The organism is Sphingobacterium corticibacterium (genome assembly GCF_004208525.1).
Taxonomy (GTDB): Bacteria; Bacteroidota; Bacteroidia; order Sphingobacteriales; family Sphingobacteriaceae; genus Sphingobacterium; species Sphingobacterium corticibacterium.
On record NZ_SGIT01000007.1, the window covers coordinates 1 to 22,483 of the forward strand.

General features: G+C 40.3%; 23 protein-coding genes, 1 tRNA gene and 1 rRNA gene. 12 read left to right on the forward strand and 13 right to left on the reverse strand.

The window, feature by feature from the left end:
* Positions 1-87 (forward strand): 5S ribosomal RNA (gene rrf / locus EWE74_RS20410); the annotation flags it as partial.
* Between the two features lie 251 nt (positions 88-338).
* Here rrf and sucD read toward each other — a convergent pair.
* Positions 339-1,211, reverse strand: a complete 873-nt coding sequence (gene sucD, locus EWE74_RS20415; RefSeq protein ID WP_130143517.1) for a succinate--CoA ligase subunit alpha — start codon at positions 1,209-1,211, stop codon at positions 339-341.
* A gap of 134 nt (positions 1,212-1,345) precedes the next feature.
* Positions 1,346-1,879: an RNA methyltransferase gene (locus EWE74_RS20420; protein ID WP_130143518.1), complete on the reverse strand. Its 534-nt coding sequence runs from the start codon at positions 1,877-1,879 to the stop codon at positions 1,346-1,348.
* Between the two features lie 137 nt (positions 1,880-2,016).
* Here EWE74_RS20420 and rpsT point away from each other — a divergent pair, with 137 nt between their 5' ends.
* Entirely contained in the window at positions 2,017-2,271 is a 255-nt protein-coding gene (gene rpsT / locus EWE74_RS20425) for a 30S ribosomal protein S20 (protein ID WP_130143620.1), read from the forward strand.
* 84 nt (positions 2,272-2,355) lie between these two features.
* On the opposite strand, the gene EWE74_RS20430 is transcribed toward rpsT, so the two are convergent.
* Together EWE74_RS20430 and EWE74_RS20435 are read right to left on the reverse strand one after the other, a co-directional pair.
* Positions 2,356-3,228: a 3-keto-disaccharide hydrolase gene (locus EWE74_RS20430; RefSeq protein ID WP_130143519.1), complete on the reverse strand. Its 873-nt coding sequence runs from the start codon at positions 3,226-3,228 to the stop codon at positions 2,356-2,358.
* A 15-nt stretch (positions 3,229-3,243) separates the two neighbouring features.
* Complete coding sequence (locus EWE74_RS20435) at positions 3,244-4,059, reverse strand: helix-turn-helix transcriptional regulator (RefSeq protein WP_130143520.1); 816 nt, start codon at positions 4,057-4,059, stop codon at positions 3,244-3,246.
* A gap of 127 nt (positions 4,060-4,186) precedes the next feature.
* On the opposite strand from EWE74_RS20435, the gene EWE74_RS20440 reads away from it, so the two are divergent.
* Positions 4,187-5,683, forward strand: coding sequence for a succinate CoA transferase (locus EWE74_RS20440; protein ID WP_130143521.1), 1,497 nt, complete (start codon positions 4,187-4,189; stop codon positions 5,681-5,683).
* Positions 5,684-5,746: 63 nt separating this feature from the next.
* Here the strand turns inward: EWE74_RS20440 and EWE74_RS20445 are convergent, their stop codons facing one another.
* The 5 genes from EWE74_RS20445 to EWE74_RS20465 all read right to left on the reverse strand — a co-directional run bounded on the left by EWE74_RS20445 (position 5,747) and on the right by EWE74_RS20465 (position 9,667).
* Complete coding sequence (locus EWE74_RS20445; protein WP_130143522.1) at positions 5,747-6,328, reverse strand: hypothetical protein; 582 nt, start codon at positions 6,326-6,328, stop codon at positions 5,747-5,749.
* Between the two features lie 134 nt (positions 6,329-6,462).
* On the reverse strand, positions 6,463-7,410 hold the full coding sequence (locus EWE74_RS20450) for a glycerophosphodiester phosphodiesterase family protein (RefSeq protein WP_130143523.1): 948 nt from the start codon (positions 7,408-7,410) through the stop codon (positions 6,463-6,465).
* Positions 7,394-7,915, reverse strand: a complete 522-nt coding sequence (locus EWE74_RS20455; protein WP_130143524.1) for a shikimate kinase — start codon at positions 7,913-7,915, stop codon at positions 7,394-7,396. The genes EWE74_RS20450 and EWE74_RS20455 overlap by 17 nt, the downstream gene beginning before the upstream one ends.
* Positions 7,915-9,114: a BT_3928 family protein gene (locus EWE74_RS20460; RefSeq protein ID WP_130143525.1), complete on the reverse strand. Its 1,200-nt coding sequence runs from the start codon at positions 9,112-9,114 to the stop codon at positions 7,915-7,917. The genes EWE74_RS20455 and EWE74_RS20460 overlap by 1 nt, the downstream gene beginning before the upstream one ends.
* Positions 9,115-9,118: 4 nt before the next feature.
* Positions 9,119-9,667, reverse strand: a complete 549-nt coding sequence (locus EWE74_RS20465) for a DUF1599 domain-containing protein (protein WP_130143526.1) — start codon at positions 9,665-9,667, stop codon at positions 9,119-9,121.
* 347 nt (positions 9,668-10,014) lie between these two features.
* On the opposite strand from EWE74_RS20465, the gene EWE74_RS20470 reads away from it, so the two are divergent.
* Genes EWE74_RS20470 through cysM form a run of 4 tightly spaced genes read left to right on the forward strand, consistent with a single transcriptional unit; the run spans position 10,015 to position 12,914 of the window.
* Positions 10,015-10,812 carry a HipA family kinase gene (locus EWE74_RS20470; RefSeq protein ID WP_130143527.1) on the forward strand — a complete coding sequence of 266 codons (798 nt, stop codon included), beginning with the start codon at positions 10,015-10,017 and terminating at the stop codon, positions 10,810-10,812.
* Entirely contained in the window at positions 10,790-11,173 is a 384-nt protein-coding gene (locus EWE74_RS20475; protein ID WP_130143528.1) for a DUF3037 domain-containing protein, read from the forward strand. Before EWE74_RS20470 ends, EWE74_RS20475 begins: the two co-directional genes overlap by 23 nt.
* Positions 11,174-11,232: 59 nt before the next feature.
* Positions 11,233-12,042, forward strand: coding sequence for a serine O-acetyltransferase EpsC (epsC, locus tag EWE74_RS20480; RefSeq protein ID WP_130143529.1), 810 nt, complete (start codon positions 11,233-11,235; stop codon positions 12,040-12,042).
* Positions 12,042-12,914 carry a cysteine synthase CysM gene (gene cysM, locus EWE74_RS20485; RefSeq protein WP_130143530.1) on the forward strand — a complete coding sequence of 291 codons (873 nt, stop codon included), beginning with the start codon at positions 12,042-12,044 and terminating at the stop codon, positions 12,912-12,914. Before epsC ends, cysM begins: the two co-directional genes overlap by 1 nt.
* A gap of 40 nt (positions 12,915-12,954) precedes the next feature.
* On the opposite strand, the gene EWE74_RS20490 is transcribed toward cysM, so the two are convergent.
* The gene (locus EWE74_RS20490) at positions 12,955-13,650 is read right to left on the reverse strand and encodes a hypothetical protein (protein WP_130143531.1); all 696 of its coding nucleotides are present in this window, start codon (positions 13,648-13,650) and stop codon (positions 12,955-12,957) included.
* 87 nt (positions 13,651-13,737) lie between these two features.
* Here EWE74_RS20490 and EWE74_RS20495 point away from each other — a divergent pair, with 87 nt between their 5' ends.
* Positions 13,738-15,216, forward strand: a complete 1,479-nt coding sequence (locus tag EWE74_RS20495; protein WP_165384781.1) for a DUF3943 domain-containing protein — start codon at positions 13,738-13,740, stop codon at positions 15,214-15,216.
* Between the two features lie 7 nt (positions 15,217-15,223).
* On the opposite strand, the gene EWE74_RS20500 is transcribed toward EWE74_RS20495, so the two are convergent.
* The 3 genes from EWE74_RS20500 to EWE74_RS20510 form a co-directional block, all read right to left on the reverse strand.
* The gene (locus EWE74_RS20500; protein ID WP_239018737.1) at positions 15,224-15,781 is read right to left on the reverse strand and encodes a GNAT family N-acetyltransferase; all 558 of its coding nucleotides are present in this window, start codon (positions 15,779-15,781) and stop codon (positions 15,224-15,226) included.
* Positions 15,782-15,849: 68 nt separating this feature from the next.
* The gene (locus EWE74_RS20505; protein WP_130143533.1) at positions 15,850-17,193 is read right to left on the reverse strand and encodes a trigger factor; all 1,344 of its coding nucleotides are present in this window, start codon (positions 17,191-17,193) and stop codon (positions 15,850-15,852) included.
* A 72-nt stretch (positions 17,194-17,265) separates the two neighbouring features.
* Positions 17,266-17,347 (reverse strand) — tRNA-Leu (locus EWE74_RS20510).
* Between the two features lie 200 nt (positions 17,348-17,547).
* Here EWE74_RS20510 and EWE74_RS20515 point away from each other — a divergent pair.
* The 4 genes from EWE74_RS20515 (at position 17,548) to EWE74_RS20530 (ending at position 22,461) form a co-directional block, all read left to right on the forward strand.
* A complete protein-coding gene (locus tag EWE74_RS20515) occupies positions 17,548-18,165 on the forward strand; it encodes a hypothetical protein (protein ID WP_130143534.1) in 618 nt (205 codons plus the stop codon).
* 8 nt (positions 18,166-18,173) lie between these two features.
* Positions 18,174-18,470: a winged helix-turn-helix domain-containing protein gene (locus tag EWE74_RS20520; RefSeq protein WP_394343233.1), complete on the forward strand. Its 297-nt coding sequence runs from the start codon at positions 18,174-18,176 to the stop codon at positions 18,468-18,470.
* 50 nt (positions 18,471-18,520) lie between these two features.
* Complete coding sequence (gene creD / locus EWE74_RS20525; RefSeq protein WP_130143536.1) at positions 18,521-19,993, forward strand: cell envelope integrity protein CreD; 1,473 nt, start codon at positions 18,521-18,523, stop codon at positions 19,991-19,993.
* 371 nt (positions 19,994-20,364) lie between these two features.
* On the forward strand, positions 20,365-22,461 hold the full coding sequence (locus EWE74_RS20530; RefSeq protein ID WP_130143537.1) for a S9 family peptidase: 2,097 nt from the start codon (positions 20,365-20,367) through the stop codon (positions 22,459-22,461).
* Positions 22,462-22,483: the final 22 nt, after the last annotated feature.

The following is a 22,483-nucleotide window of genomic DNA, read 5'->3' on the forward strand; positions in this document are numbered from 1 at the left end:
ACCTCTTCCCATTCCGAACAGAGCAGTCAAGCCCGCCAGAGCCGATGGTACTGCCGTAAAAGGTGGGAGAGTAGGTCGGTGCCGAACCTTATACAGGGCCCCTGCAGTATAACTGCAGGGGCTTTTTGTTTTTCTTTTCGACCAGCAATTATTCTCTCTTATGAAGATCGTATTACGACGATCGGTGGCCCCTAACGGATTCTAAAAAACAATTGATTGGGCGGGGGAAGTTCGATCCGTTTGGGCGAATAACACAGTTAATTGTGATAATAAATAGAAGAGAAAAGCCCGGAGGTGAGTCCGGGCTTTTCTAATTTCTTGATAAGAAAAGGTATGAGTTATTTTGCCAATTCTTCAGCAATAGCGACGCCAATTTCAGCAGGAGATTCTACTACACGTATACCGCATTCACGCATAATCTTCATTTTGGCAGCAGCCGTATCATCCGCTCCACCTACGATCGCACCGGCATGGCCCATACGACGTCCCGGAGGCGCTGTCTGTCCTGCAATAAAGCCAACGACAGGCTTGGTACCGTGTTCTTTAATCCAACGAGCAGCTTCTGCTTCCATACCGCCGCCTATTTCACCGATCATGATAATACCTGCCGTTTCTGGGTCATTCATCAATAATTCTACAGCTTCTTTGGTGGTTGTTCCGATAATAGGGTCCCCGCCAATGCCTATAGCCGTTGTAATGCCTAAACCTGCTTTTACCGTTTGGTCTACTGCTTCGTATGTCAGGGTTCCCGATTTAGAAACAACACCTACGTTTCCTTTTTTGAAAATAAAGCCAGGCATGATGCCTATTTTAGCTTCTTCAGCCGTGATAATACCCGGACAGTTTGGTCCGATTAATCTAGAATTCTTGTCGCTCAAGTATGATTTTACTTGAATCATATCTTTAGTAGGGATACCCTCTGTGATACAAACAATAACTTCGATACCTGCTTGAGCCGCTTCCATAATGGCGTCAGCAGCAAATGCAGGAGGAACAAAAATGATCGAAACGTTAGCGCCAGTTGCTTCTACTGCATCTTGTACTGTATTGAACACCGGACGATCTAAATGAGATTGTCCTCCTTTACCTGGAGTAACGCCCCCTACTACATTTGTACCGTACTCAATCATTTGAGATGCGTGATAAGTACCTTCATTTCCGGTAAAGCCTTGTACAATTACCTTTGAATCTTTATTTACTAATACACTCATTTTTTCTGTTTTTTTGCAAAGCAAATCTACCATTTTGCGACGACTTCTGAAAATTTAATATACGATTGTCAACCGTACGAAAATTTTTTACAACGGCAATGCATACAATCGTTTACATGGTTACCGAGCTTTATTTATAAGCACGCCCATTTTTGCCTAAACTGCCATAGTACAATGCCAATAGTAACCGAGACATTTAACGAATGTTTAGTGCCGAATTGTGGGATTTCGATGCAGCCATCAACGATTTGCATGACTTCATCAGATACACCGTGTACCTCATTGCCGAATATTAACGCATATTTCTTTCTAGGTTGTATCTCAAACTTTTGTAAAGATATACTCTCCGCAGCTTGTTCTATAGCAAGAATTATATAATCTTCTCTTTTTAGCTGTTCGACGATCGCAAATGTATCACGATGATATGTCCAGTCAATGGATTGTGTAGCACCTAACGCTGTTTTTTCTATTTCGCGGTGTGGGGGGGTACCCGTAATACCACATAAAATAACTTTTTCAATAGCAAATCCGTCCGCAGTACGGAAAGTTGATCCTACATTATGCATGCTTCGTACATTGTCTAATACAACGACAACTGGGATTTTTTCTTGATTTTTAAAAGAATCGATATCAGTCCGATTCAACTCTTCCATGGATAATTTTCGCATAGGCGAAATTAAAAAGTAAAAGGCGAAAAAAGAACGTCCGCATAACATTTTTAAAATACATTTTGAATATTGGAAATAGTATGCTATTTTTGCATTCCGAAATTAGTATAAAAAGAAATATAAATATAGCTAGAGAAATGGCAAATCATAAATCAGCGCTTAAAAGAATCAGAGCAAATGCGGCAAAACGCTTAAGAAATCGTTACCAGGCAAAAACTACTCGTAATGCGATTAAAAAAATACGTAATACAACCGATGCTGAAGAGGCTAAAGTGTTGTTGCCGAGAGTTGTTTCAATGCTTGATCGTTTGGCTAAGAAAAATGTTATCCATAAGAACAAAGCTGCTAACAACAAATCTAAATTAACGAAATTAGTTAGTAAATTAGGTTAATTTTAAGCCTGTTCTTTAATAAGAATAAAAAAGGGATGTATTATTTACATCCCTTTTTCTTATTGACCTTTGATACAGATTATGTTAAAGGAACTTGGAATCAGGCAAAATACTTAAAATAATCTCGTCCAGTTTAGCCTTGTTGTCTTTGTAGGGAGATAGATCGTATAATTCCACTTTTCGGAAATCGATCGGATGACTTTCACTTTGCAGGTAAATAAATCCTTGCTTTAAAAGCTTTCCGTCCGCTTTTTGAGCAGGATCATAAGGTTCGACGTTCCCTCCTCCAATTTGGGGCTTGTGATATTCTAATACCACCTCACCTTCTAGTATGTGTTGAATAAGAGAGTCTCCTAATACGAGGAAATCAGCCGTTACCCATTCGTCTCCATGATAGGTTTTTGATGTAGAGCTTGTACAATGAGGGGTAAATAATGTTCCGTCAATAACGACGTTTGTTCCAGGGGTACATAAGTTCGATGTCGTACGTTCATCCTTGCCATTCCCACCAAGAAATTGCCCTTCAATAGAAATCGGGAAATCCTGGTCTTTTAGCATAGTATTTGGATCCTGTCCGTGAAGCATTGCCCCGCTATTGCGCCAAGCCCAGCCTTCACCACCTTTTACCTGCTCATCAACAAAACGGTATTCTACACGGAGAAGATAATAGCTATAAGGCGTATTGTAGGCAAGGTGACCATATTGTTGATTGAATTCGTCATAGCCATCGTAGCGGACTTTAAGCAGACCATCTTCGACCCGAAAAGTATTGGCGTAGTTCTCGCCTACTTCATGCAATCGGATTTTTGGCGTCCAGTCATTTATATCATTGCCATTAAAAAGCTGAATTGGTTTAGGAGTTTCCGCTGACACGGTAGTTTTACTTCCCGTAGAGGAGCAAGCCAATATAATGGCACTCGTTGCTAATACCAATAGAAAACTTAATTTGATTTTCATGCGTCTAGTTTAAGGTTATAATAATAAATTTTTGTTTTTGATATATTCGCTGGGTCTCACTCCAATAACTTTATTAAAGGTATTGCTGAAGGTTGGTAAGCTGCTGTAACCCACACGCATCGCTACTTCGTTTACACTCATCTTCTCGTCCAGAAGCAGTTTTAGTGCGGTGAGCATACGGAGAATAGTGTAATATTGGATAAAGCTCATGTTTAGTTCCCGTTGAAAAAGACGAGCCAGTGTGCGTTCACTGACCTCAAATTCGTTCGCCAGATTTTTAAAGCTAATGTTTTCATCTATACGTTGTTCCAAATAATTGACAATCATTTTTAGTTTTTCATGTTTCGGATAGGGGAGGGCTAAAGGCAATTCCGTTTGAGATATTTCCGGCAGGATTAATTTAAAAGCCTTAGCAATGGAGTATTTAGGTTCTTCTGTAGGTAATATATTACCTGTCCAGCGATTGGTAAACATAATAAACTCAATTAAAAAATCATTGACAGGATAGATATTTACTTTATCAAAAAAATCGGTGTCCGTATCAAATGGAGGGAAATATAAATTACGCATCACGACTTCGGGACTACTTGGGTAAATACTGTGTCTTATTCCGCCTGGAATCCATATGTAATGACGTGCGGGTAGAAAGTACGATTTTTCATCAGTTTTTAAAAAAACAATTCCTCCCTCTGTATAGAGAAACTGCCCTTTTGTATGACTGTGTTCGGAAATGAAGCTTTCTCCCATAAGTGCATGGTGGCAATAAATACTATCTTCGAAAGTGTCTACTTCCGTCATGTAATATTTGTCAACATAAAGCGTTCTGTCCATTGTTTTCTGAAGTAAAAGGCATAAATTTCCTATTTTTTGACGACATAACCAAAAAAGTAGGAGACATACGGAAAATTGATTATTATTGTTTATCTTACAGTTTGTAGCAGATAACAGCGTATTTTATATGACAGCGGAAAGAATTAAATTAGAGAGGCTAAAAGATAAAGTGATGACCGTACAAGAAGCGGTCGATTTTTTTGAGAACGATATGGTGGTGGGGTCGAGTGGCTTCACAAAAGCGGGAGATAGTAAGGTTGTGTTGGAAGCTTTGGCAGAACGTGCTAAAAATGAGGATATAAAAATTACGTTGATGACCGGGGCTTCGTTAGGACATGATACAGATGGTAAGTTAGCCGCTGCCGGAGCACTAAAAAAGCGGATGCCCTTTCAGGTAGATCGGACGTTGAGAAACAAAATCAATGCAGGTGAAGTATTGTTTATAGATCAACATCTTAGTGAGAGTGCGGAGTTGCTGCACAATAAGAATCTTCCTGCTGTTGATATTGCGGTTATTGAAGTAGCATACATTGATCGGGACGGGAGTCTGGTACTTACCACATCTGTGGGAAATTCTGCCACCTTCGCTGAGTTGGCGGAAAAAATCATTATTGAGATTAATACGGCTATCCCGATGGAGGTTTATGGTCTCCATGATATATATAAACCTGAGAACTACCCTCATAGAAATGTGATTCCTATTGTTGCGCCTTGGAATAAGATTGGACGTAAGACCATTTCTGTTAATCCAGATAAAATTGTTGGAATCGTTTTTACAGATAAAAAAGACAGTCCGGCAGATATCGCCGAGCCGGATGCAAAAACAACGGCAATAGCTGCCCATATTTTGAATTTCTTTGAGAACGAGGTGCAATTAGGGCATTTAACCGATCGACTGCAGCCATTGCAGGCGGGAATCGGAAAAGTGGCGAACGCGGTACTGATGGGGTTTAAAAACAGTAATTTTTATGATTTAACAATGTTTTCCGAAGTATTGCAAGATAGTACATTTGATTTGATAGATGCCGGAAAACTATCTTTTGCTTCTGCCTCGTCTATTACGGTGTCCGAAGAATGTTATGAACGGGTATTCAATAATTTACAACGGTATCGGGATAAAATTGTATTACGACCTCAAAATATTTCTAATACGCCGGGTTTGATTCGTCGGTTAGGCGTTATTGCCATCAACACGGCGATTGAATTTGATATTTACGGAAACGTTAACTCCACACATCTCGCGGGTTCCAAAATCATGAATGGTATCGGTGGTTCAGGTGATTTTGCGAGAAATGCGTACCTCAGTATTTTCGTAACGCAAGCAGCTTCTAAAAATAATACAATTTCGCATGTTCTGCCCATGGTATCCCATGTGGATCATACCGAACATGACGTGGATGTTTTGGTAACAGATATTGGACTAGCTGATTTACGTGGGCTTGCGCCGAGAGAACGTGCTCAAAAAATCATTGAAAACTGTGTGCACCCTGATTTTAGAGCAGAACTTCAATCCTATTTTGATAGAGCCTGCGACAGAGGGGGGCATACGCCCCATTTATTGGAAGAAGCTTTTAGCTGGCATTTACGGCTTGCGGAGACAGGTACAATGAAGAAACTTACTTAAAAACTAAAAGCACATCTCACTTGTAAAGGATGTGCTTTTTTCTGAAATAAGGTTGCTGCTTTTCTATCGTTGTCCAGGCAGATAGATCTGGAAACCAAGGCTTACACCAAGGCCGCTTTGTCCACCACCGGAATTAATATTAGCTTTGTTATAATTGTATCCAACTGTTGTTTCTAATGCTACTGATTGCGTTATAAAATGTGCATAGCCAGCAGCTAAACCTAGTTCTAGAGCGACATTGTCGCCAGCTGAACTGCCGGCAATACCAACGTTCCCGTGTCCGAAGAAACGTCCGCTCGCACTAGCTCCACCTGGGAAATAGTAACGCACGAAAGGGGCTACGCCATAAGTCCATTCGTTGTCCCCATCACCTTTGACTGATTTAAAGCCTAAACTGGCTTGTGCTCCGATTGCAACACCATCTGATACAAAGTACCCTGCGCGTGGCCTTAACCCGATATTAAACGATTCAGCTTCAAAATTGTAACCTAGGCCGGCTAGCTCGCCACCAACCATCCAATTGCCTTGTCTAATTGGTTCTAATCCTACGTTAGCAGATGTCTGCGGTGTCGTCTCTACACGTTGTGCCTGTGCGCTGATTGCGAAGCCTCCTAGTAAGAGGCATAAAAATGTAAACTTCTTCATATTACGATCTATTACGTTAAAATTATTTTATCTAAGTTAATAACGTTTTGTGACCATAATTGTTTGACGTAATTTAATAAATTATAGAAGCGATGTGAAAATGTAGTAAAAGATCTACTTTTTCTATTAGAAAATTAATTGATAAACGGAGAGGAGAGCCCTCTTTGTTTGCTATAATAATCTACTGTTTTCGCTGCTTGAAATGGTCGGTCAGTACTCAATATATCGGCTCCATTTTCAATATATTCTGCGTAAACCTGTTCGCCTCTTTGCTGCGCTTGGCGATCCAGGTTTCCGATGGTGCCTAAAATACATAAAATACCATGCTGATGAAGTAGATCGATTAGTTTTTTGTCTGCTTGTGATGTGCCGATAAAAGCAACAAGTCGCGTATCCGGAATATCCAGATCATTTAAACGTATCAAGTCTTCTACATTTTTTATAGAAGCTGAAATCATTAAATCTGGTGCCAAGTTATGTACTGCTGCCGCTTGGTCGGCACTGTAAGTAATGATGATCACATATGCTTCGGCTTTTGTTTTTCTAATGACGTCTACCACGAGCTGATAGGGGACATTTCTTTTTACATCCAATGTGAAAAGAACTTGGCCGATACCCCACCGTAATGTTTCCTCCAATGTTGGAATACGGTAGTTGGTTACAGTTCCTGCAGGATCTTTGAGGTTTAACTCCTTCAACTCAGCTAATGTATGTCGACTAACTTTTCCCTTTCCTGTTGTAGTACGGTCTAATGTTTCGTCGTGCATTAAAACGAGAACAGAATCTTTCGTAAGTGCAATGTCACACTCGATAATGGCAGGCATTTTCGAGGCCACGCGTTGAAAAGTTTCTATGGAATTTTCGGGATAATCTGTATCCGGCCCGCCCCGATGTGCGCTAACCAATGGAACCCTCGTTTCCGAATAGGTAAGGAAACGATATAAGTCCCCAACCTCTTTAAAATTAAATACCTGCGGAGCATTACCTAATCGGATGGTATCCGCTGTGGTGTTATTTCTGAAACAGCTGCAGAAAAACAATAGAAGCACGAGCGTTAAATAAAAATTATTTATTTTCTGCATAGGTTTCAATGGATTGACATATAGTATCTAAAGAGCTGTTTAACTGATCAATTTGGATATGGGCTTGCTTATAAAAAAATTCTCTTTCACCCAATTTTTCTTCAATAAATTTTAGGAGAGCTTCATCTCGTAACCCTTGGAGAGCAGGGCGGGAAGCAATATTGGATTGTTGCAATCTATTATATAAGGCTTTGGGTGTGAGATATAGATAAATGGCAATGCCGTTTTCCAAAATCCATTGCATGTTATCGAAAAAACAAGGACTCCCCCCACCGGTAGAGACTACTGCTCGTTTTCCGTGTTGTTCTTTGAGCATTTTGCTTTCCAATTCGCGAAAGTTTTGCTCGCCATATGCTGTAAAGTATTCCGGTATTGACATGCCGATACGTTCAACAAGCAGGTGATCTAAATCAATAAACTGCATGCTCAGATGGTTAGCTAGCTTTTTGCCTAGGGTAGTCTTTCCGCTGCCCATAAAACCGATTAAAAATATAGGCTTATACATTATTTCCCTAAATAATCTTCTTCTAATTCTTCTTTTGATGGAAATGTGATTTTTGACCACTTTTTGATTACCGTGCCATTTTGCAATAACAATACACCCGGGTTAGAACGAACCATACTTTTAAGTGGAACGGCATCAACATAAAATGTTTCCAATACCAAATCCATTTCATCATGAAGGCCTCTTGCTACTTGTGATGGGCTGGCGGTCAATAATATTGCCCGGAGGTTGTAATCGGTTGCTAGATCACGGATGGTAGTGTTAATACGATCCAGTGCGATAATGTCTGCTAAAGACAACTTGTCTGCATATGTACTTACGACCACAAAGTTATAATAAGGATTGGTGATGATTTCTTCTGTCACATCGTTTCCTTCCATGTCGGATATCACCAAATCTGGAATGGGAATCTGATATCCTTTTTTGATAAGTTTCGACGTAGGTTCGCCAATGATTTCCCAATTGTCATCTTCCCAGATGCCGTCCATATATTCCTTATCGGTCACTTTTTTAACTTCTGCCGTTTGCTTATGTTTTATTTCATAAATATATTCGTATACATCACCTTTTTCCCCTTCAGGAAGCACCCTTAATGCAGGTATATTGTTCCCTTCTTTATAAGGAAGAAAATCTATAAAAGGAAGGAAGTAGATGGTATAAATGCCAATTCCAAAAGCTAAAAGTACAATCAATGTACTGACAAGACCTATCGTGGTTGAGTTAGAAAAGATAGGTGTAATCCGTGTTCGGTACTTGAAAATGATAAACACGAAGATCAATAAAATAATATCTTTAATAAAAGATTGCCACGGTGTTAAGGGTATGGCATCACCAAAACATCCACAAGAACTTACCACCTCAAAAAAAGCAGAATAGAATGTTAGGAATAGAAAAAATACAGTTAACAGCAATAATCCCCAAGCTACCTTGTTTTTATAGATTCCCAATAATAAAAATACCCCTAAAACGATTTCTAAGCCACAGATAAGGACAGCTAGCCAGGTACTATAGTCATGGAGAAAATCCATGTGGAAAACAAGAAAGTATTCTTGCAATTTATAGCCGAAGCCAGTCGGATCATTAGCTTTGATTAAGCCTGAAAAAATAAATAGTATACCAACAAAAAACCGGCTAAATCCTAATGCAATATCAATGGTATTGGTTTTCTTTTTTCGCGTAGGGGTGAAATTCGTTTCCATGAGTCTATTTTTGTTCAGCAAGTCCTAATTTTATAAGTGCAAAAACAGCATAGTTTAGCATATCTTGATAGTTTGCCTGTAGTCCTTCCGATACAAGGGTTTGCCCATTATTGTCTTCAATTTGTTTGACCCGGTGAATTTTCATAAGGATAAGGTCTGTCAAGGAAGAAATACGCATTTCTCGCCAAGCCTCCCCATAATCATGATTTTTGGCAAACATCAAGTCACGTGTTTCGCTTACCTTTTCGGTGTATCGCTTGTCTACAATTTCATATGGCAAGTTCTCCCCCGCATCTTCTGGTAGCTCCAATTGCATCATCGCAATCACACAATAGTTGACGACACCTATATATTCTCCTAAAATGTCTTCTCCCACTTTTGAAACTTTTTTGACCTCCAATGTCCGTATGCGTTGTGCTTTAATATAAATTTGATCTGTTATGGATGGTGGACGCATAATCCGCCAGGCAGTACCATAATCTTTTGTTTTCTTCAGAAATAAATCCTTGCAATGTTTTATAACGTTATTATATTCGGTATTCGTGTCCGTCATTGTTATCACCTTTTCTACAAATATAATTAGAATATGTTTAAGGGATAGGTCATAAATAAGTACAATTTGCCATAAACGAAATTATCATTATTTATCCAAGGCACATTTGAGTGATGAATAAATCGAGCTTACGAACGCTGGAATGCTTGTTTAACAGACCTTGGCGATAAATCTGATAGCTTCATCGCCTTTAAAAATAACCGAGTGTAACGAGCTCATTTATTCCATGGAAACCTTACGGTCATAAATAATTACATACGGATGAAAAATAATTCCGTTCTTTGAGATAGAAATTAAATAGAGGTACGAAGTTTATATGGATGAAACTGAAATGTAAATAAGCGTGTATGAAGATATTTAAACCAGAGATACGTGACGTTCGTATTATACGATATGTTCAGCCTTTTCGGGAAGGAGGATCATTGCCAGCATTGGTAGATGCGGATGATGGATTTAGCTATGTCATTAAGTTTCGTGGGGCGGGACAAGGAAAAAAAGCTCTAGTAGCGGAGCTCATCGGAGGGGAACTCTGCCGTTTTCTAGGGCTTCGTATGCCTGAATTGGTATTTGCCGATCTCGACGAATCCTTTGCACGCATGGAACCAGACGAAGAGATACAGGATTTGTTGCGTTTCTCGGTGGGAAAAAACCTAGGTGTACATTTTTTGAACGGAGCGGTCACATTTGATCCGAATGTGGATGAGATTGCCGAAGACGAGGCATCTAAGATTGTCTGGTTGGACGCGTTACTCATGAATGTAGACCGTACCGTTCGAAACACCAATATGTTGATATGGCATAAAGAACTCTGGCTGATAGACCACGGGGCATCCCTTTATTTCCACCATGCATGGGATAACTGGGAAGAACAATTACCAAAACCGTTTCTACAAATAAAGGATCATGTGCTGCTCCAGTTGGCGTCCAAAGTAGAAGAGGTGGACGCACAGTACAGGTCTCGTTTTACAGAAGAAAATTTGTGGAATATATTACGAGTGGTTCCCGATGAATGGTTGGTAGACGAGCATAGGCAATTGCGTGCCGATGACGCAAGAGAGGTATATGTGTCTTTTTTATTGGGAAGGCTGGCTCATTCGGGGAACTTTATAAAACAGATACAGCATGAGCGAAAGAACATTATATGAGTATGCTGTCGTACGCGTAGTGCCTCGCGTGGAGCGTGACGAATTTATCAATGTTGGCGTAGCACTCTATTGTCGGAAGCAACGTTATGCCGAGGTCAAGATTTATGTAGACGAGGCTAAATGTAAAATGCTGGATTCGGAGATTGATCTGACTCTTATTGCAAAACACCTAGATTCTTTTCAGCGTATTTGTGTTGGGGATAAAGGAGGTGGAAAACTCGCGACTTTGGAACAAGCCGAACGTTTTCGCTGGCTGACGGCAAAACGGAGTACCATAATCCAATGTTCGGTTGTACATCCGGGCTTATGTGTTTCGGCAGAGCAGACCCACCAAGAATTATTTGAAAAATTAGTGCTATAGAAAGCCTCATTTTTTTATAGGAATCGTAAATTTGAACGAATACTAATACCGTATATAAGATGGAAGAATTTTATCGACATATATATCAAAAGCAAATGGAAGTGCAGGATATGCCGAGCAATGCTCGTATAGCCGATTGGGCGATGCATGTGCTCCATCTGCTATTTCCCGAAAGGCAATCGTCCCATTTTCAGGATGTGCAAGACGTGCGTAAAGCTTTTGAAGAAGCGGAAGAAGAATTGTTGGAATTGTTAATGAAAACAAAAGCATGTTCACATTGTGATAACAAACGGATTGCACGCCGATTTTTAGAAGAGCTACCCGCTATTTATGAAGTCATGCTTACGGATGCGCAAGCTATTATGGATGGTGATCCTGCCGCGCGGAGTTTACGGGAAGTAATACGAACATATCCCGGTTTTACAGCTATATGTGTATACCGTTTAGCGCATCAATTGTGGAAATCAGATGTTCCGCTTATTCCCCGTATATTGACCGAACATGCACATTCTAAGACAGGTATAGACATCCATCCGGGCGCCCAAATAGGTCGATATTTATATATAGACCATGGAACAGGACTGGTGATAGGAGAGACTTGCGTCATTGGCGACCATGTCAAACTGTATCAAGGCGTTACACTGGGTGCACTGAGCGTGGAAAAAAATATGATTGATACCCAACGGCATCCTATTATCGAGGATCATGTCATTATCTATGCCGGAGCAACGATTTTAGGAGGACAAACCGTCATCGGTCATCACTCCGTTATTGGTGGAAATGTATGGTTGACATCCAGTGTAGCGCCATACACCACGGTTTATCATCAACCTAATTCGAAATTTATTGACTCAAAACCTATCGTATAATGGGAAAACTGATAGATGCCATTGGCAATACACCCCTCGTAGAACTCACATCGTTTCACAATAATCCTAAGGTTAAGATTTTTGTGAAAATGGAAGGGAATAATCCAGCTGGATCCGTAAAAGATAGAGCTGCCCTAAACATGATCCGGTCTGCGTTGGAAAGAGGAGAAATTACGAAGAACACAAAATTGATAGAAGCCACTTCTGGTAATACCGGTATCGCTTTGGCTATGATAGCAGGTATATATGGCTTGGAATTAGAACTCGTCATGCCTTCATCATCTACCCGTGAACGGACGTTGACTATGGAAGCTTATGGCGCGAAGGTGACCCTATTAGAAAATATGGAAGTTTGTCGTGACTATGCCGAAGAAAAAGCAGCTTCGGGAGACTATTTTATTTTAAACCAGTTTGCCAATCCAGACAATTATAAAGCGCATATCAAATCAACAGGTCCGGAAATCTGGCGAGATACAGATGGGAAAATTACCCATTTTGTAAGTGCAATGGGAACAACAGGTACAATTATGGGGTGCTCTATGTTTTTAAAAGAGAAAAATCCTGCGATTCAGATTGTTGGTTGCCAGCCCACGGAGGGATCTTCTATACCGGGAATTCGTAGGTGGCCGAAAGCCTATCTTCCAAAGATATTTGATGCCTCGCGAGTAGATCGAGTTATCGATATTGCCGAGTCGGATGCCGTACAGCGTACACGGGAACTGGCCCAAAAAGAAGGTGTTTTTGTCGGAATGAGTACAGGTGGAGCTTTTCACGCAGCCTTAAAAGTTGCTAGCGAAATGGAGGAAGGTGTTGTTGTTTTTATCGCATGTGACCGCGGGGATCGTTATTTAAGTTCTGACTTATTTGGATAAAAAGAGATGTGGACCAGATTAAACCTGATCCACATCGCTTTTATTTATTATCCCTGCTCCAAATTTCATAGATCGGATCGCCTTTAGAGCTCAAGCCACTATGATGCCAAGCACCATCTTTCACCGCACCGTCAAAGCTCAAGTTAGCACCGACACGCAAATTGTCCCGAGAGAAAAATAGAATATGTTCACTGTATTTACCGTCGGTAAACGTATAATGGCCTCCTCCTGTACCGGAAAAAGTCTTCGCTCCTGGATCTATAGCCATCCATTGGAAATAGCCATCCACTAAGAGCTTAATGGTTTTGCGGGTGCCACTTTGGTGTATTTGAACGAGGTCGTTCCCTTGCTTCCGTCCGGTTATTCGCCATAAACCATCTAAATCTTGTGTTTTGGCGGTTTCTTTTTTCCATGCTTGTCCCGATTGTTCTAGCAATCCGTCTGCATTTGCAGTTAGTGCAAAGCTTTTTGTTTGGCCGACAGTATGGGCATTAGCATCGTTATATTCAATTTGAACGTTTAACGATCCATTCTGATAGGTATAGGGGCCACCAAAGGTCGATATATAGGTGTTATCTTTATAGGTGGTTTGAGAAGAATACCCATCAATAAACATCCAAACAATATTGGTGTCGCCTTTTTTTGTAGTATACACGCCCTTAAGATTTGGTGTAGTTTGTGCCATTATTAGTGTAGCGATACACATTAAAATAAACGATAGAATTGATTTTCTCATGATTGTCTGTGTTAGTCCAACATAAAAATAACAAATAATAGGAGAACATGTTCACACAAATTATACCTTTGTGGGTTTAAGATGATAATGAGAATACTACACTATTGTTTCTTGCTGACGATTTTATCATTATGTAGCATCCATGTTAGCGCCCAACACTTCGGTACGCTACACGGTATCGACACAACTGTGCAGTTGTTGGATACCAGTCGACAGGCACGCTGGGGGCAGTCTTCCCAGCCTGATCCACTACCACGCTTTGCCCGTACAACAAAAGAACCAAAAAGAGAAAAGAAATTTTTGCGTGCAGGCTCGGAATGGCTTGTTGCGAATATAGTTCCAGCTACTTTTAATCGGTTTATAACAAAAGATCCTTATTCCTATATCAGCTTTAAAAACTTTATCAACCATCAGCGATTTTCTGCATGGGATTGGGATGATAATCAGTTTACGACGAATCATTTAGACCATCCTTACCACGGACAACTTTATTTTAACGCGTTCAGGAGTAATGGTTATAACTTTTATCAGTCCAGTATAGCGACGTTGGCAGGGAGTTACCTTTGGGAAACGGGTGGAGAAACACAGGCTCCCTCTATTAATGATCTGGTAAATACGACGTACGGTGGAATTATCTTAGGTGAAATGACACATCGGATTGCCCGTAATATTTTGGGAAGAGGAAGTCGGCACCCTCATTCGCGCGTATCGAATGAAATAGGTGCCTTTTTTGTAAACCCCGTGAATGGTTTAAACCGTTTGCTTGATGGTAAATGGGGTAAGATAGACGAATATAATGCCGTCGATTCCTCTACAATATGGACAGAAGTAAATGTGGGCATACGTCGATTCGATGCACAAGAAGGTGATATTCTTGAAAAAGGAAAAAATGGATCATACGGGCGGCTTAGACTATGGTATAGTAATGGTCCCGAAAATATAACACGTCCGTTTGATCAGTTTTATGTAAATCTTGAATTCGGAAAAGGGGATAGCACCTTTATTAATGCTGTGAATGTACATGCGCTCCTCTATGGGCATAAATTCTTTGAAACCAAGCGCGGTGACCACTACGGAATATTAAGTGCCAACTACGATTTCTATAACAATGATGCGTTTTTCTACGGAGCGCAGAATTTGATGTATAACTGGAACTCCAAATTCCGTTATAAAAAAAGAAACCGTCTAAACATGAGTGTAGGAGTTGGGGCAATTTTATTGGCCGGTGTGCCAGATCCTTATTTGCTCTATGGCGCGAGCCGGAATTATAATTATGGCTCAGGAGCTGGATATCGTTATCACGCCGAGCTAAGCGTATTGAACCGCTTACTTATTACAGGAGACTACAATGGAGGTCTCTTTTTCACTATCAGTGGTAATGACTCCTATTATATTCTGCACGCAGGAACATTAGAGGCCAATTTGCGTCTTATCAAAAATTTTTCCCTAAATGTTAGCTCTGGATATTTTGCATTGGCAGGACATTTTGAGGAAGAACATTATCCAGATTTCAATCGAAGTTTTCCTTTTGGACGATTATCGATCGGGTATAACGTTAGGTTTTAGTATATGTTCAGGAATATTGTAAATGCACCAATTCTTTGCCAAACAAATGCACTTCACCTACCGGATTGAAACCTATGTTTAAATAGAGTTTCTTTGCTTTCTGATTTTCTTTGTCTACTAATAACCCTAATACCTCACCATATCGGTGCACGAAAAAATCAATAACATAAAGTAATAAGATTTTACCAATACCTTTTCCTTGAGCGGCTGCTGATACTGCGAGCGTGTCAATATAAATTTCTCCCGCCTGTGTTTCATGACCTATGTTTGGTTCCCTTTTAAAATGTGTATGTAAATAGGATAGGATGGGTGCGCGCAATTGTTCTAGTGCATCGCCCGGATAAAGACAGATTTGTCCGATGATGTTGTCATCCTCTTCAGCAACGATGATATGTTCATAACTATATTGATTTTTCGGTTGAGCTATATGATGGGTTAGAAAAGCAATGGCTTTTTGTTGGTCATGTTCTCCAATAAAATAATAAATAATCTCTTCCATTGCGGTCAACATAATAGGTGCAATGGCTTTTGCATCCGTAGGACGGGCTTTTCGTATCTGTATCATTTTTCTAAAATAGCAAAGGCTACCCCAAGAAGGCAGCCTTTGTTTGTCGTATTTATTTTTAAAAACGCTTATTTGCTGTCTTTATCCAATTTTTCGAAATCTACGTAAGCAATCTCCTGTGGTTTTAACGTCACATTTTCTTTTAGGTAGTCAAACACCTTAAGTGCTTTTGCTTCTTCAAAAAGACGGTTTGCTTGCTCTCTGTCTTGTAATAACTGGAGTGCATATTGACCTAGTTGCTCATCGGTAGGTTCATCATTGATGTTATACATCTTGATCTGCGCATAGATACGTTCTTTTGCCAAGTTAATCACTTCATCATATTTGACTTCAAGATTATTGGCCGTAACGATGCGGTTTTCAATGATTGTCCATTTTAGGTTGCTTACAAAGTCGGCAAATCCTTCTTCAAGCTCTTCGTCCGAAATATTAGGGTTCGTTGCTTTCAACCATTTTTTCAAGAAAGCTTCCGGAAATTTGACATCCACTTTCTCCATGCCATAGGTGTATATGTCGTTACGTAACTTCTGATCAGCATTCTGTTTGAAAAGACCTTCAACTTCTTCTTTTACTTTAGCCTCAAACTCTTCCTCCTTCGTTACATCGCCTGCAGGGAACAATTTGTCGAAGAACTCCTGATTTAAATCAGCCTCCTCCAAGCGGTTGATGTTGTTAACCGTCAGCTCAAATTTTGTTACATCCAGATTTTCAGCCTCGTCTTCGGTGATTCCTAAGATACGTGCAATATCAGCAACTTTAAATGCTTTTTTGATGTCGATTTTCGCTGTATCATCTTTTTTCAAGCCAACTAATGCTTTCTTCGTTTTGGCATCTTCAATAATATCGGTGCGAACAGAAGTTGTTTTTTCAATACCCTCTTCTTTGGTTTGTTTCAGTGTAGAATAGAGTACATCTCCTTCTTCAGAAACCTCTGGATTGGTCATTTTTCCGTAGCTGCGACGAAGATTTTTGACACGCTCTGCTAAAGTCGCATCGTCCGCTTTAATTTCATACGCCGTAAATGCTGTTTCTTTAGAGAATGGTGTCTCGAATGCTGGCGCGATGCCGATTTCGTATGTAAAGGAGAAAGTATCGTTAAAATCCCAGTTGTATTTCGCATCCGCATCACTTTCGACAGGAAGAGGCTGGCCTAATACTTCTAACTTATTTTCACCGATGTATTCGGAAATTTTATCATTGACCAATTTATTGATCTCATCAAATAAAATGGATTTTCCGTAGGTACGTCTAATGTGCCCCGGAGGAACCATACCTGGACGGAAGCCAGGTAATTTAGCCTTTTTAGCCTGTTCTTTGATAGCTTTATCTACCGAAGGATTGTAGTCTTCGGGCGCTAGTTCAACCTTAATGTTTGCATTGACATCGTCAATTGTTTGGTGTGAAATATTCATACTCTCGTTTCGCTTTTACGCATTTTACAAAAAAAATCCTCCCGAGTTTATTAAGTTCGGGAGGACATCAAGTGCGGAAGAAGGGACTCGAACCCCCACGCCTTGCGGCGCCAGATCCTAAGTCTGGTGCGGCTACCAATTACGCCACTTCCGCAGTTATTAGGACTTTTATTGTGGCACAAAGATAGTAAGCTTGCTCCTATCTTGCAAGATTTTTTTGCATTATTTTATAAAAAATGAAAAAACGTATTTTGCGTTTGCATAAGTTATTTGTATTCATTTACTTTGTTTTTCAAAGTTCTTTGTGTTTGTTGTATTGGGGCGAGCATAAAAGTTCATGAAATATATGTACATATGAATCAACAGGATTTAATCAAAGAAATTGGGCATATCCGCTCCATGATGGAAAAATCATCCAAAGTGCTGTCAATTTCGGGGCTTTCGGGAGTATTGATCGGTATTTATGCGTTGCTCGGTGCTGCGGTAGGTTATGTTGTGGTATATGGTTTCGACAGTGGCTTTGATTATCGAGATCATTATGTCACGGAGCCAGCTGTTATTGAAACTCTAATCTTTATTGCACTGGTTGTTTTAGTCGCTTCTTTAGCTACAGGGCTGTGGATGGCGCGAAGAAAAGCGAAGAAGACCCGTCAGCTTATTTGGAATCCGTCCAGTAAAGCGATGTTGCTGGCCATGGCTATTCCGTTGATGACAGGTGGTCTTTTTTCATTGATACTGTTATCAAAAGGATATTTCAGTTTAATAGGCGCGACACTTCTTATTTTTTATGGTCTATCCCTAACATCGGGAAGTGTATACACCTTTAAAGAAGTACGCTGGTTGGGTATATTGGAGATTTTGTTAGGGTTATTGGCGTTACTGCTCCCAGGATATGGATTATGGTTTTGGGCATTTGGATTTGGTGTATTACACATCATTTATGGTTTTATTGTACATAAAAGATACGAATAATAGTGGGGGTGGATTTTTCTCTATATGATAAGGTATTCGAGAATCGTATACGCCTGCAAATCATGAGCGTGCTGATGGCAAACGATTCTTATGATTTCACCTCGCTCAAGGAAATGCTGGAGGTGACCGATGGTAACCTGGCGTCCAATTTAAAAACGCTAGAGAAGGAGGGGTACATAAGTGTGGAGAAAAGTTTTGTCGATAGAAAACCCAACACCCAATATAGACGAACTGAAAAAGGCGTAAAAGCTTTTGAAAATCATTTAACAGCATTAGAAAATTTAATAAAACAACAGTATAAATAATTTTTTTATTCACTTACTTTGAAAACCAAAGTACTTTTAATTTTATTAGCATGGAAAATCAAAACACTCCCCCCGCATTTCCACCCTCTCAACCTACCTTTTTTGAACGGTTGGCAAATTCTGTCATCTTGAAATTAGGAATTATTCTCTTTTTAGTCCTTTTGTTGCTCATTCCGATGGATAGCGTGAAGGATTTAATCCGGGAACGCAAAAACAGAGATCAGGCAGTCAGCCAGGAAATAACGAGCAAATGGGGTAATAAACAAGTTGTTTCGGGGCCTATTATTGGAATACCCTATACCTATTCGTATAACGTAAATACAACCGATGAAAAAGGTGAGATTAAGGTAGAAAAACATGTCGAAAAAGATTATGTCTTTCTCGTTTCCAAAAAGCTCAATGTGAAATCTACCGTAGAGCCTACCTATTTGAAACGCGGTATTTATCAAACGGTAGTTTATAATGCAACGGTTGCACTACGTGGTGAGTTTGACGAAATAGACTTAGCAAAATTAGATTTAAATCCAGAGGATCTAGCTTGGGAAAAAGCAAAGGTATTTATTGGACTGAGTGATCTGAAAGGAGTAAAAGCCGTTCCGAAATTAAACATGGGACAAGCAGAGGCAGAATTTGAAGTCGGCAACACCGATGTTTCGCTCTTTGAACAGACCATGGTGGCCAATGTAGATTTGTCGGATAGATCGACCAAAAACCAATTTGAGATAAACTTAGATATCCGGGGTTCACGAAATCTAACTGTTTTTCCGACAAGCAACGAGACGAGCATAATCGTCTCCGGCACTTGGGACAACCCAAGTTTTAATGGAGGTTTTTTGCCTGAAGACCGTACAATATCAGAAACTGATTTCGAAGCACATTGGCGCATCCCGAGTTTTAGTCGTAAATTTCCACAACAGTGGAAAGGGGCGCGCGGTAGTATGTATTACGTAACGCACTCTGAAATTACCGATGCAGATTACCCTGCTGTTTCCATACCGGAACCCAAAGTTTCTTCTTCCGGAGCCAATGTACAGATGTCGACAGAACAAGATATGGTACAAATTAATTTTCTGGAATCTGTAAATAACTATCAAAAAACAACGCGTGTTGCCAAGTATGGTATTTTGGTAGTACTCTTAACGTTTACATCGCTGTTTTTTACCGAAGTCATAAAAAAGCAGCGGGTTCATATTGTCCAATATGTATTAATCGGTTGTGCGATGGTGTTGTTCTATTCACTCCTGTTGGCATTAAGTGAGCACATCGGGTTTAATTGGGGTTACCTGACTGCGGCTGTAGCTACGATAATGCTCATTTCTTCGTTTATCCTTGGCATCACGAAAGACAAAAAGATTGCGTTTGTTTTTAGTGGCATCCTCTCCGCTTTCTACATCTTTATTTTCTCGCTTATGCAACTACAGGATTATTCGTTGATTGTCGGTACGATAGGTGTGTTTGTGATACTCGCGTTACTGATGAGGTTGTCTACCCGCGTGAATTGGTATCAGTTTGAAAAGAAATAACTTTCTTCTCTTCTTTTTCCCTGTGAAAAAGAAGCAAAACCGGAACGAAGTGTAGCTCACGAAGGTAAATCTCGCCGCTTCGAATGTTTTACATTTGGTATAGTACTAAGAATGAGTTTGTAGAGTTGTAAAACATTCGGATGCGGCATTTTAATGTTAAGAAGGGATCATGCAATTGTATCGTCCCTTATTTAACCGCTTTTTTGCGGAAAAACCACGCAGTGCTCATCCATACAATTTTAACTAAACACTAATGGATAAACAGTATGAGCCAGTCGCGGCTTGAGCGACACAAAAAATTTTATAAAGAAAACTCGATTTTTAAATCGAAGCTACATTTCCTATCTTGCGATGAAAAAAGAGCAGACCTTATGGATAAAATTTCAATTTTAGCCTGTGCTATAATCGCGAGCACCCTATCTTTTGGACAGGAGAATCCGAATATGAGAGTAAAGAGGCCGGTAACAACAAACAAAGTATATCAATTGAAGAAAGAAGTGTTGACCCCAGAAAAACTATGGGAACTGGGACGTGTATCAGCAGAAGGGCTATCGGCTGATGGCAAATGGTTGGTGTACGGCGTATCTAATTATACGTTCGGCGAGAATAAATCGGAAAAAAACCTCTATGTCATTCCGATAAAAGGAGGTGAGCCAGTTCAATTTACGCAGGAAGAAGGAGGTGAGTCCGTCGTTCAGATAAAAGAAAACGGCGAAGTTATCTATTTGTTCAAAGGGCAATTATGGTCAAAACCATTGACCGGAGGCGAAGCGAAACAGCTTACAGACCTAGAAGGTGGTTTGGGAAATGTAAGGCTATCACCCGATGGAAAACATATCCTTTTTAGTCGGGCAGTGCTCATTCATCCTTATCATAGTAAAGATAAATACAGCGACTTGACTAAATCAGACGTCTATATTTATGATGATTTAGACTACCGGCATTGGGACACTTTTAATGATGGTCGTTTTAATCACCCATTCATAGCCACCTATGATAATGGTGAGGTAGGAGAACCCCTGGATATATTGGAAGGGGAGCCGTTTTACAGTCCACAGGCACCTTTTGGAGGAGCAGAAGATTTTGCCTGGGCGTCGGATAGCAAAGCTGTGCTATATGTATGTAAGAAGAGATTTGGGAAGGAGTATGCCTCCAGTACCAATACCGATATATATCGATACGATCTGGCTAGCAAAATCACGACCAATATTACGGAGGGGATGAACGGTTATGATACAAATCCGGTATATAGTCCGAACGGGCAACGGTTAGCTTGGCTGAGCATGAAAACCGACGGCTATGAAGCCGATAAGAATGATATTGTCGTTTTTGATAAAGCGACAACGCAACGTGCGAATTTGACAGCCGGTTGGGACGGAACAGTCAATTCCTATATATGGAGCAAAGATGGCAGAAAGATATATTTTACAGCTCCCGTCCGGGGCACGGTACAATTGTTTGAATTAGAGCTGCCGAAAAGCTTTGCTCGGGATACATCGTCCAAAATAACACAGATCAGTGAAGGTGAGTTTGATATAGCGGGTATAGTAGGAGAAGTTGATGGCGGTCTGATTGTAACCTCAACTACGATGACACGTGCCACAGAAGTATATCGGTATGACTTTAAAAAGAAAGCATTAGCAGCTGTCACGAAGGTAAACGATGGCATTTATAGTCATTTGGCTGAGACAAAAGTGGAAGGGCGTTTTACGAAGGCTACCGATGGAACAGATTTGTTTTCCTGGGTTATTTATCCGCCTGATTTCGATCCTTCGAAGAAATATCCGGCATTGCTCTATTGCCAAGGAGGACCACAATCAGCTTTAACACAAACCTACTCGTATCGTTGGAATTTTCAGCTGATGGCGTCGCAAGGTTATATTGTTATCATGCCTAATAGAAGAGGAATGCCCGGTTGGGGAGTAAAATGGAATGAAGATATATCGAAAGATTGGGGCGGCCAGCCAATACGTGATTATCTTTCGGCAATTGATGATTTGGCAAAAGAGCCTTATGTAGATAATGAACGTATCGGTGTAGTGGGAGCGAGCTACGGTGGATATTCTGTTTTTATGCTGGCAGGTGTTCATGAAGGACGGTTTAAGTCTTTTATTTCACATTGTGGATTGTTTGACATGACTTCTTGGTATGGTACAACAGAAGAATTGTTTTTCGCGAACCACGATTTAGGTGGTCCATATTGGGATAAGAATAATTCGAAGACCTATACCGACTTTAATCCCGTAACACATATCGATAAATGGAATACACCTATCTTGATTTTCCAAGGAGGGAAAGATTACCGAGTTCCGATAGGGCAGGGATTAGCTGCTTTCCAAGCCGCCCAATTAAAAAATATAAAAAGCCGACTGGTTTATCTTCCAGAAGAAAACCACTGGGTGCTGTCTGGACATAACGCGTTGGTATGGCAACGGGAGTTCTTTAGTTGGCTGAAGGAAACCTTATAACTAAAACGGTTCGAGTAATAAG

What these genes read in the sequence shown, in the direction of transcription:
- sucD (WP_130143517.1), bottom strand. Translation starts at nt 1,211, where the DNA reads ATGAGTGTATTAGTAAATAAAGATTCAAAGGTAATTGTACAAGGCTTT.
- EWE74_RS20420 (WP_130143518.1), bottom strand. Translation starts at nt 1,879, where the DNA reads ATGCGAAAATTATCCATGGAAGAGTTGAATCGGACTGATATCGATTCT.
- rpsT (WP_130143620.1), top strand. Translation starts at nt 2,017, where the DNA reads ATGGCAAATCATAAATCAGCGCTTAAAAGAATCAGAGCAAATGCGGCA.
- EWE74_RS20430 (WP_130143519.1), bottom strand. Translation starts at nt 3,228, where the DNA reads ATGAAAATCAAATTAAGTTTTCTATTGGTATTAGCAACGAGTGCCATT.
- EWE74_RS20435 (WP_130143520.1), bottom strand. Translation starts at nt 4,059, where the DNA reads ATGGACAGAACGCTTTATGTTGACAAATATTACATGACGGAAGTAGAC.
- EWE74_RS20440 (WP_130143521.1), top strand. Translation starts at nt 4,187, where the DNA reads ATGACAGCGGAAAGAATTAAATTAGAGAGGCTAAAAGATAAAGTGATG.
- EWE74_RS20445 (WP_130143522.1), bottom strand. Translation starts at nt 6,328, where the DNA reads ATGAAGAAGTTTACATTTTTATGCCTCTTACTAGGAGGCTTCGCAATC.
- EWE74_RS20450 (WP_130143523.1), bottom strand. Translation starts at nt 7,410, where the DNA reads ATGCAGAAAATAAATAATTTTTATTTAACGCTCGTGCTTCTATTGTTT.
- EWE74_RS20455 (WP_130143524.1), bottom strand. Translation starts at nt 7,915, where the DNA reads ATGTATAAGCCTATATTTTTAATCGGTTTTATGGGCAGCGGAAAGACT.
- EWE74_RS20460 (WP_130143525.1), bottom strand. Translation starts at nt 9,114, where the DNA reads ATGGAAACGAATTTCACCCCTACGCGAAAAAAGAAAACCAATACCATT.
- EWE74_RS20465 (WP_130143526.1), bottom strand. Translation starts at nt 9,667, where the DNA reads ATGACGGACACGAATACCGAATATAATAACGTTATAAAACATTGCAAG.
- EWE74_RS20470 (WP_130143527.1), top strand. Translation starts at nt 10,015, where the DNA reads ATGAAGATATTTAAACCAGAGATACGTGACGTTCGTATTATACGATAT.
- EWE74_RS20475 (WP_130143528.1), top strand. Translation starts at nt 10,790, where the DNA reads ATGAGCGAAAGAACATTATATGAGTATGCTGTCGTACGCGTAGTGCCT.
- epsC (WP_130143529.1), top strand. Translation starts at nt 11,233, where the DNA reads ATGGAAGAATTTTATCGACATATATATCAAAAGCAAATGGAAGTGCAG.
- cysM (WP_130143530.1), top strand. Translation starts at nt 12,042, where the DNA reads ATGGGAAAACTGATAGATGCCATTGGCAATACACCCCTCGTAGAACTC.
- EWE74_RS20490 (WP_130143531.1), bottom strand. Translation starts at nt 13,650, where the DNA reads ATGAGAAAATCAATTCTATCGTTTATTTTAATGTGTATCGCTACACTA.
- EWE74_RS20495 (WP_165384781.1), top strand. Translation starts at nt 13,738, where the DNA reads ATGAGAATACTACACTATTGTTTCTTGCTGACGATTTTATCATTATGT.
- EWE74_RS20500 (WP_239018737.1), bottom strand. Translation starts at nt 15,781, where the DNA reads ATGATACAGATACGAAAAGCCCGTCCTACGGATGCAAAAGCCATTGCA.
- EWE74_RS20505 (WP_130143533.1), bottom strand. Translation starts at nt 17,193, where the DNA reads ATGAATATTTCACACCAAACAATTGACGATGTCAATGCAAACATTAAG.
- EWE74_RS20515 (WP_130143534.1), top strand. Translation starts at nt 17,548, where the DNA reads ATGAATCAACAGGATTTAATCAAAGAAATTGGGCATATCCGCTCCATG.
- creD (WP_130143536.1), top strand. Translation starts at nt 18,521, where the DNA reads ATGGAAAATCAAAACACTCCCCCCGCATTTCCACCCTCTCAACCTACC.
- EWE74_RS20530 (WP_130143537.1), top strand. Translation starts at nt 20,365, where the DNA reads ATGGATAAAATTTCAATTTTAGCCTGTGCTATAATCGCGAGCACCCTA.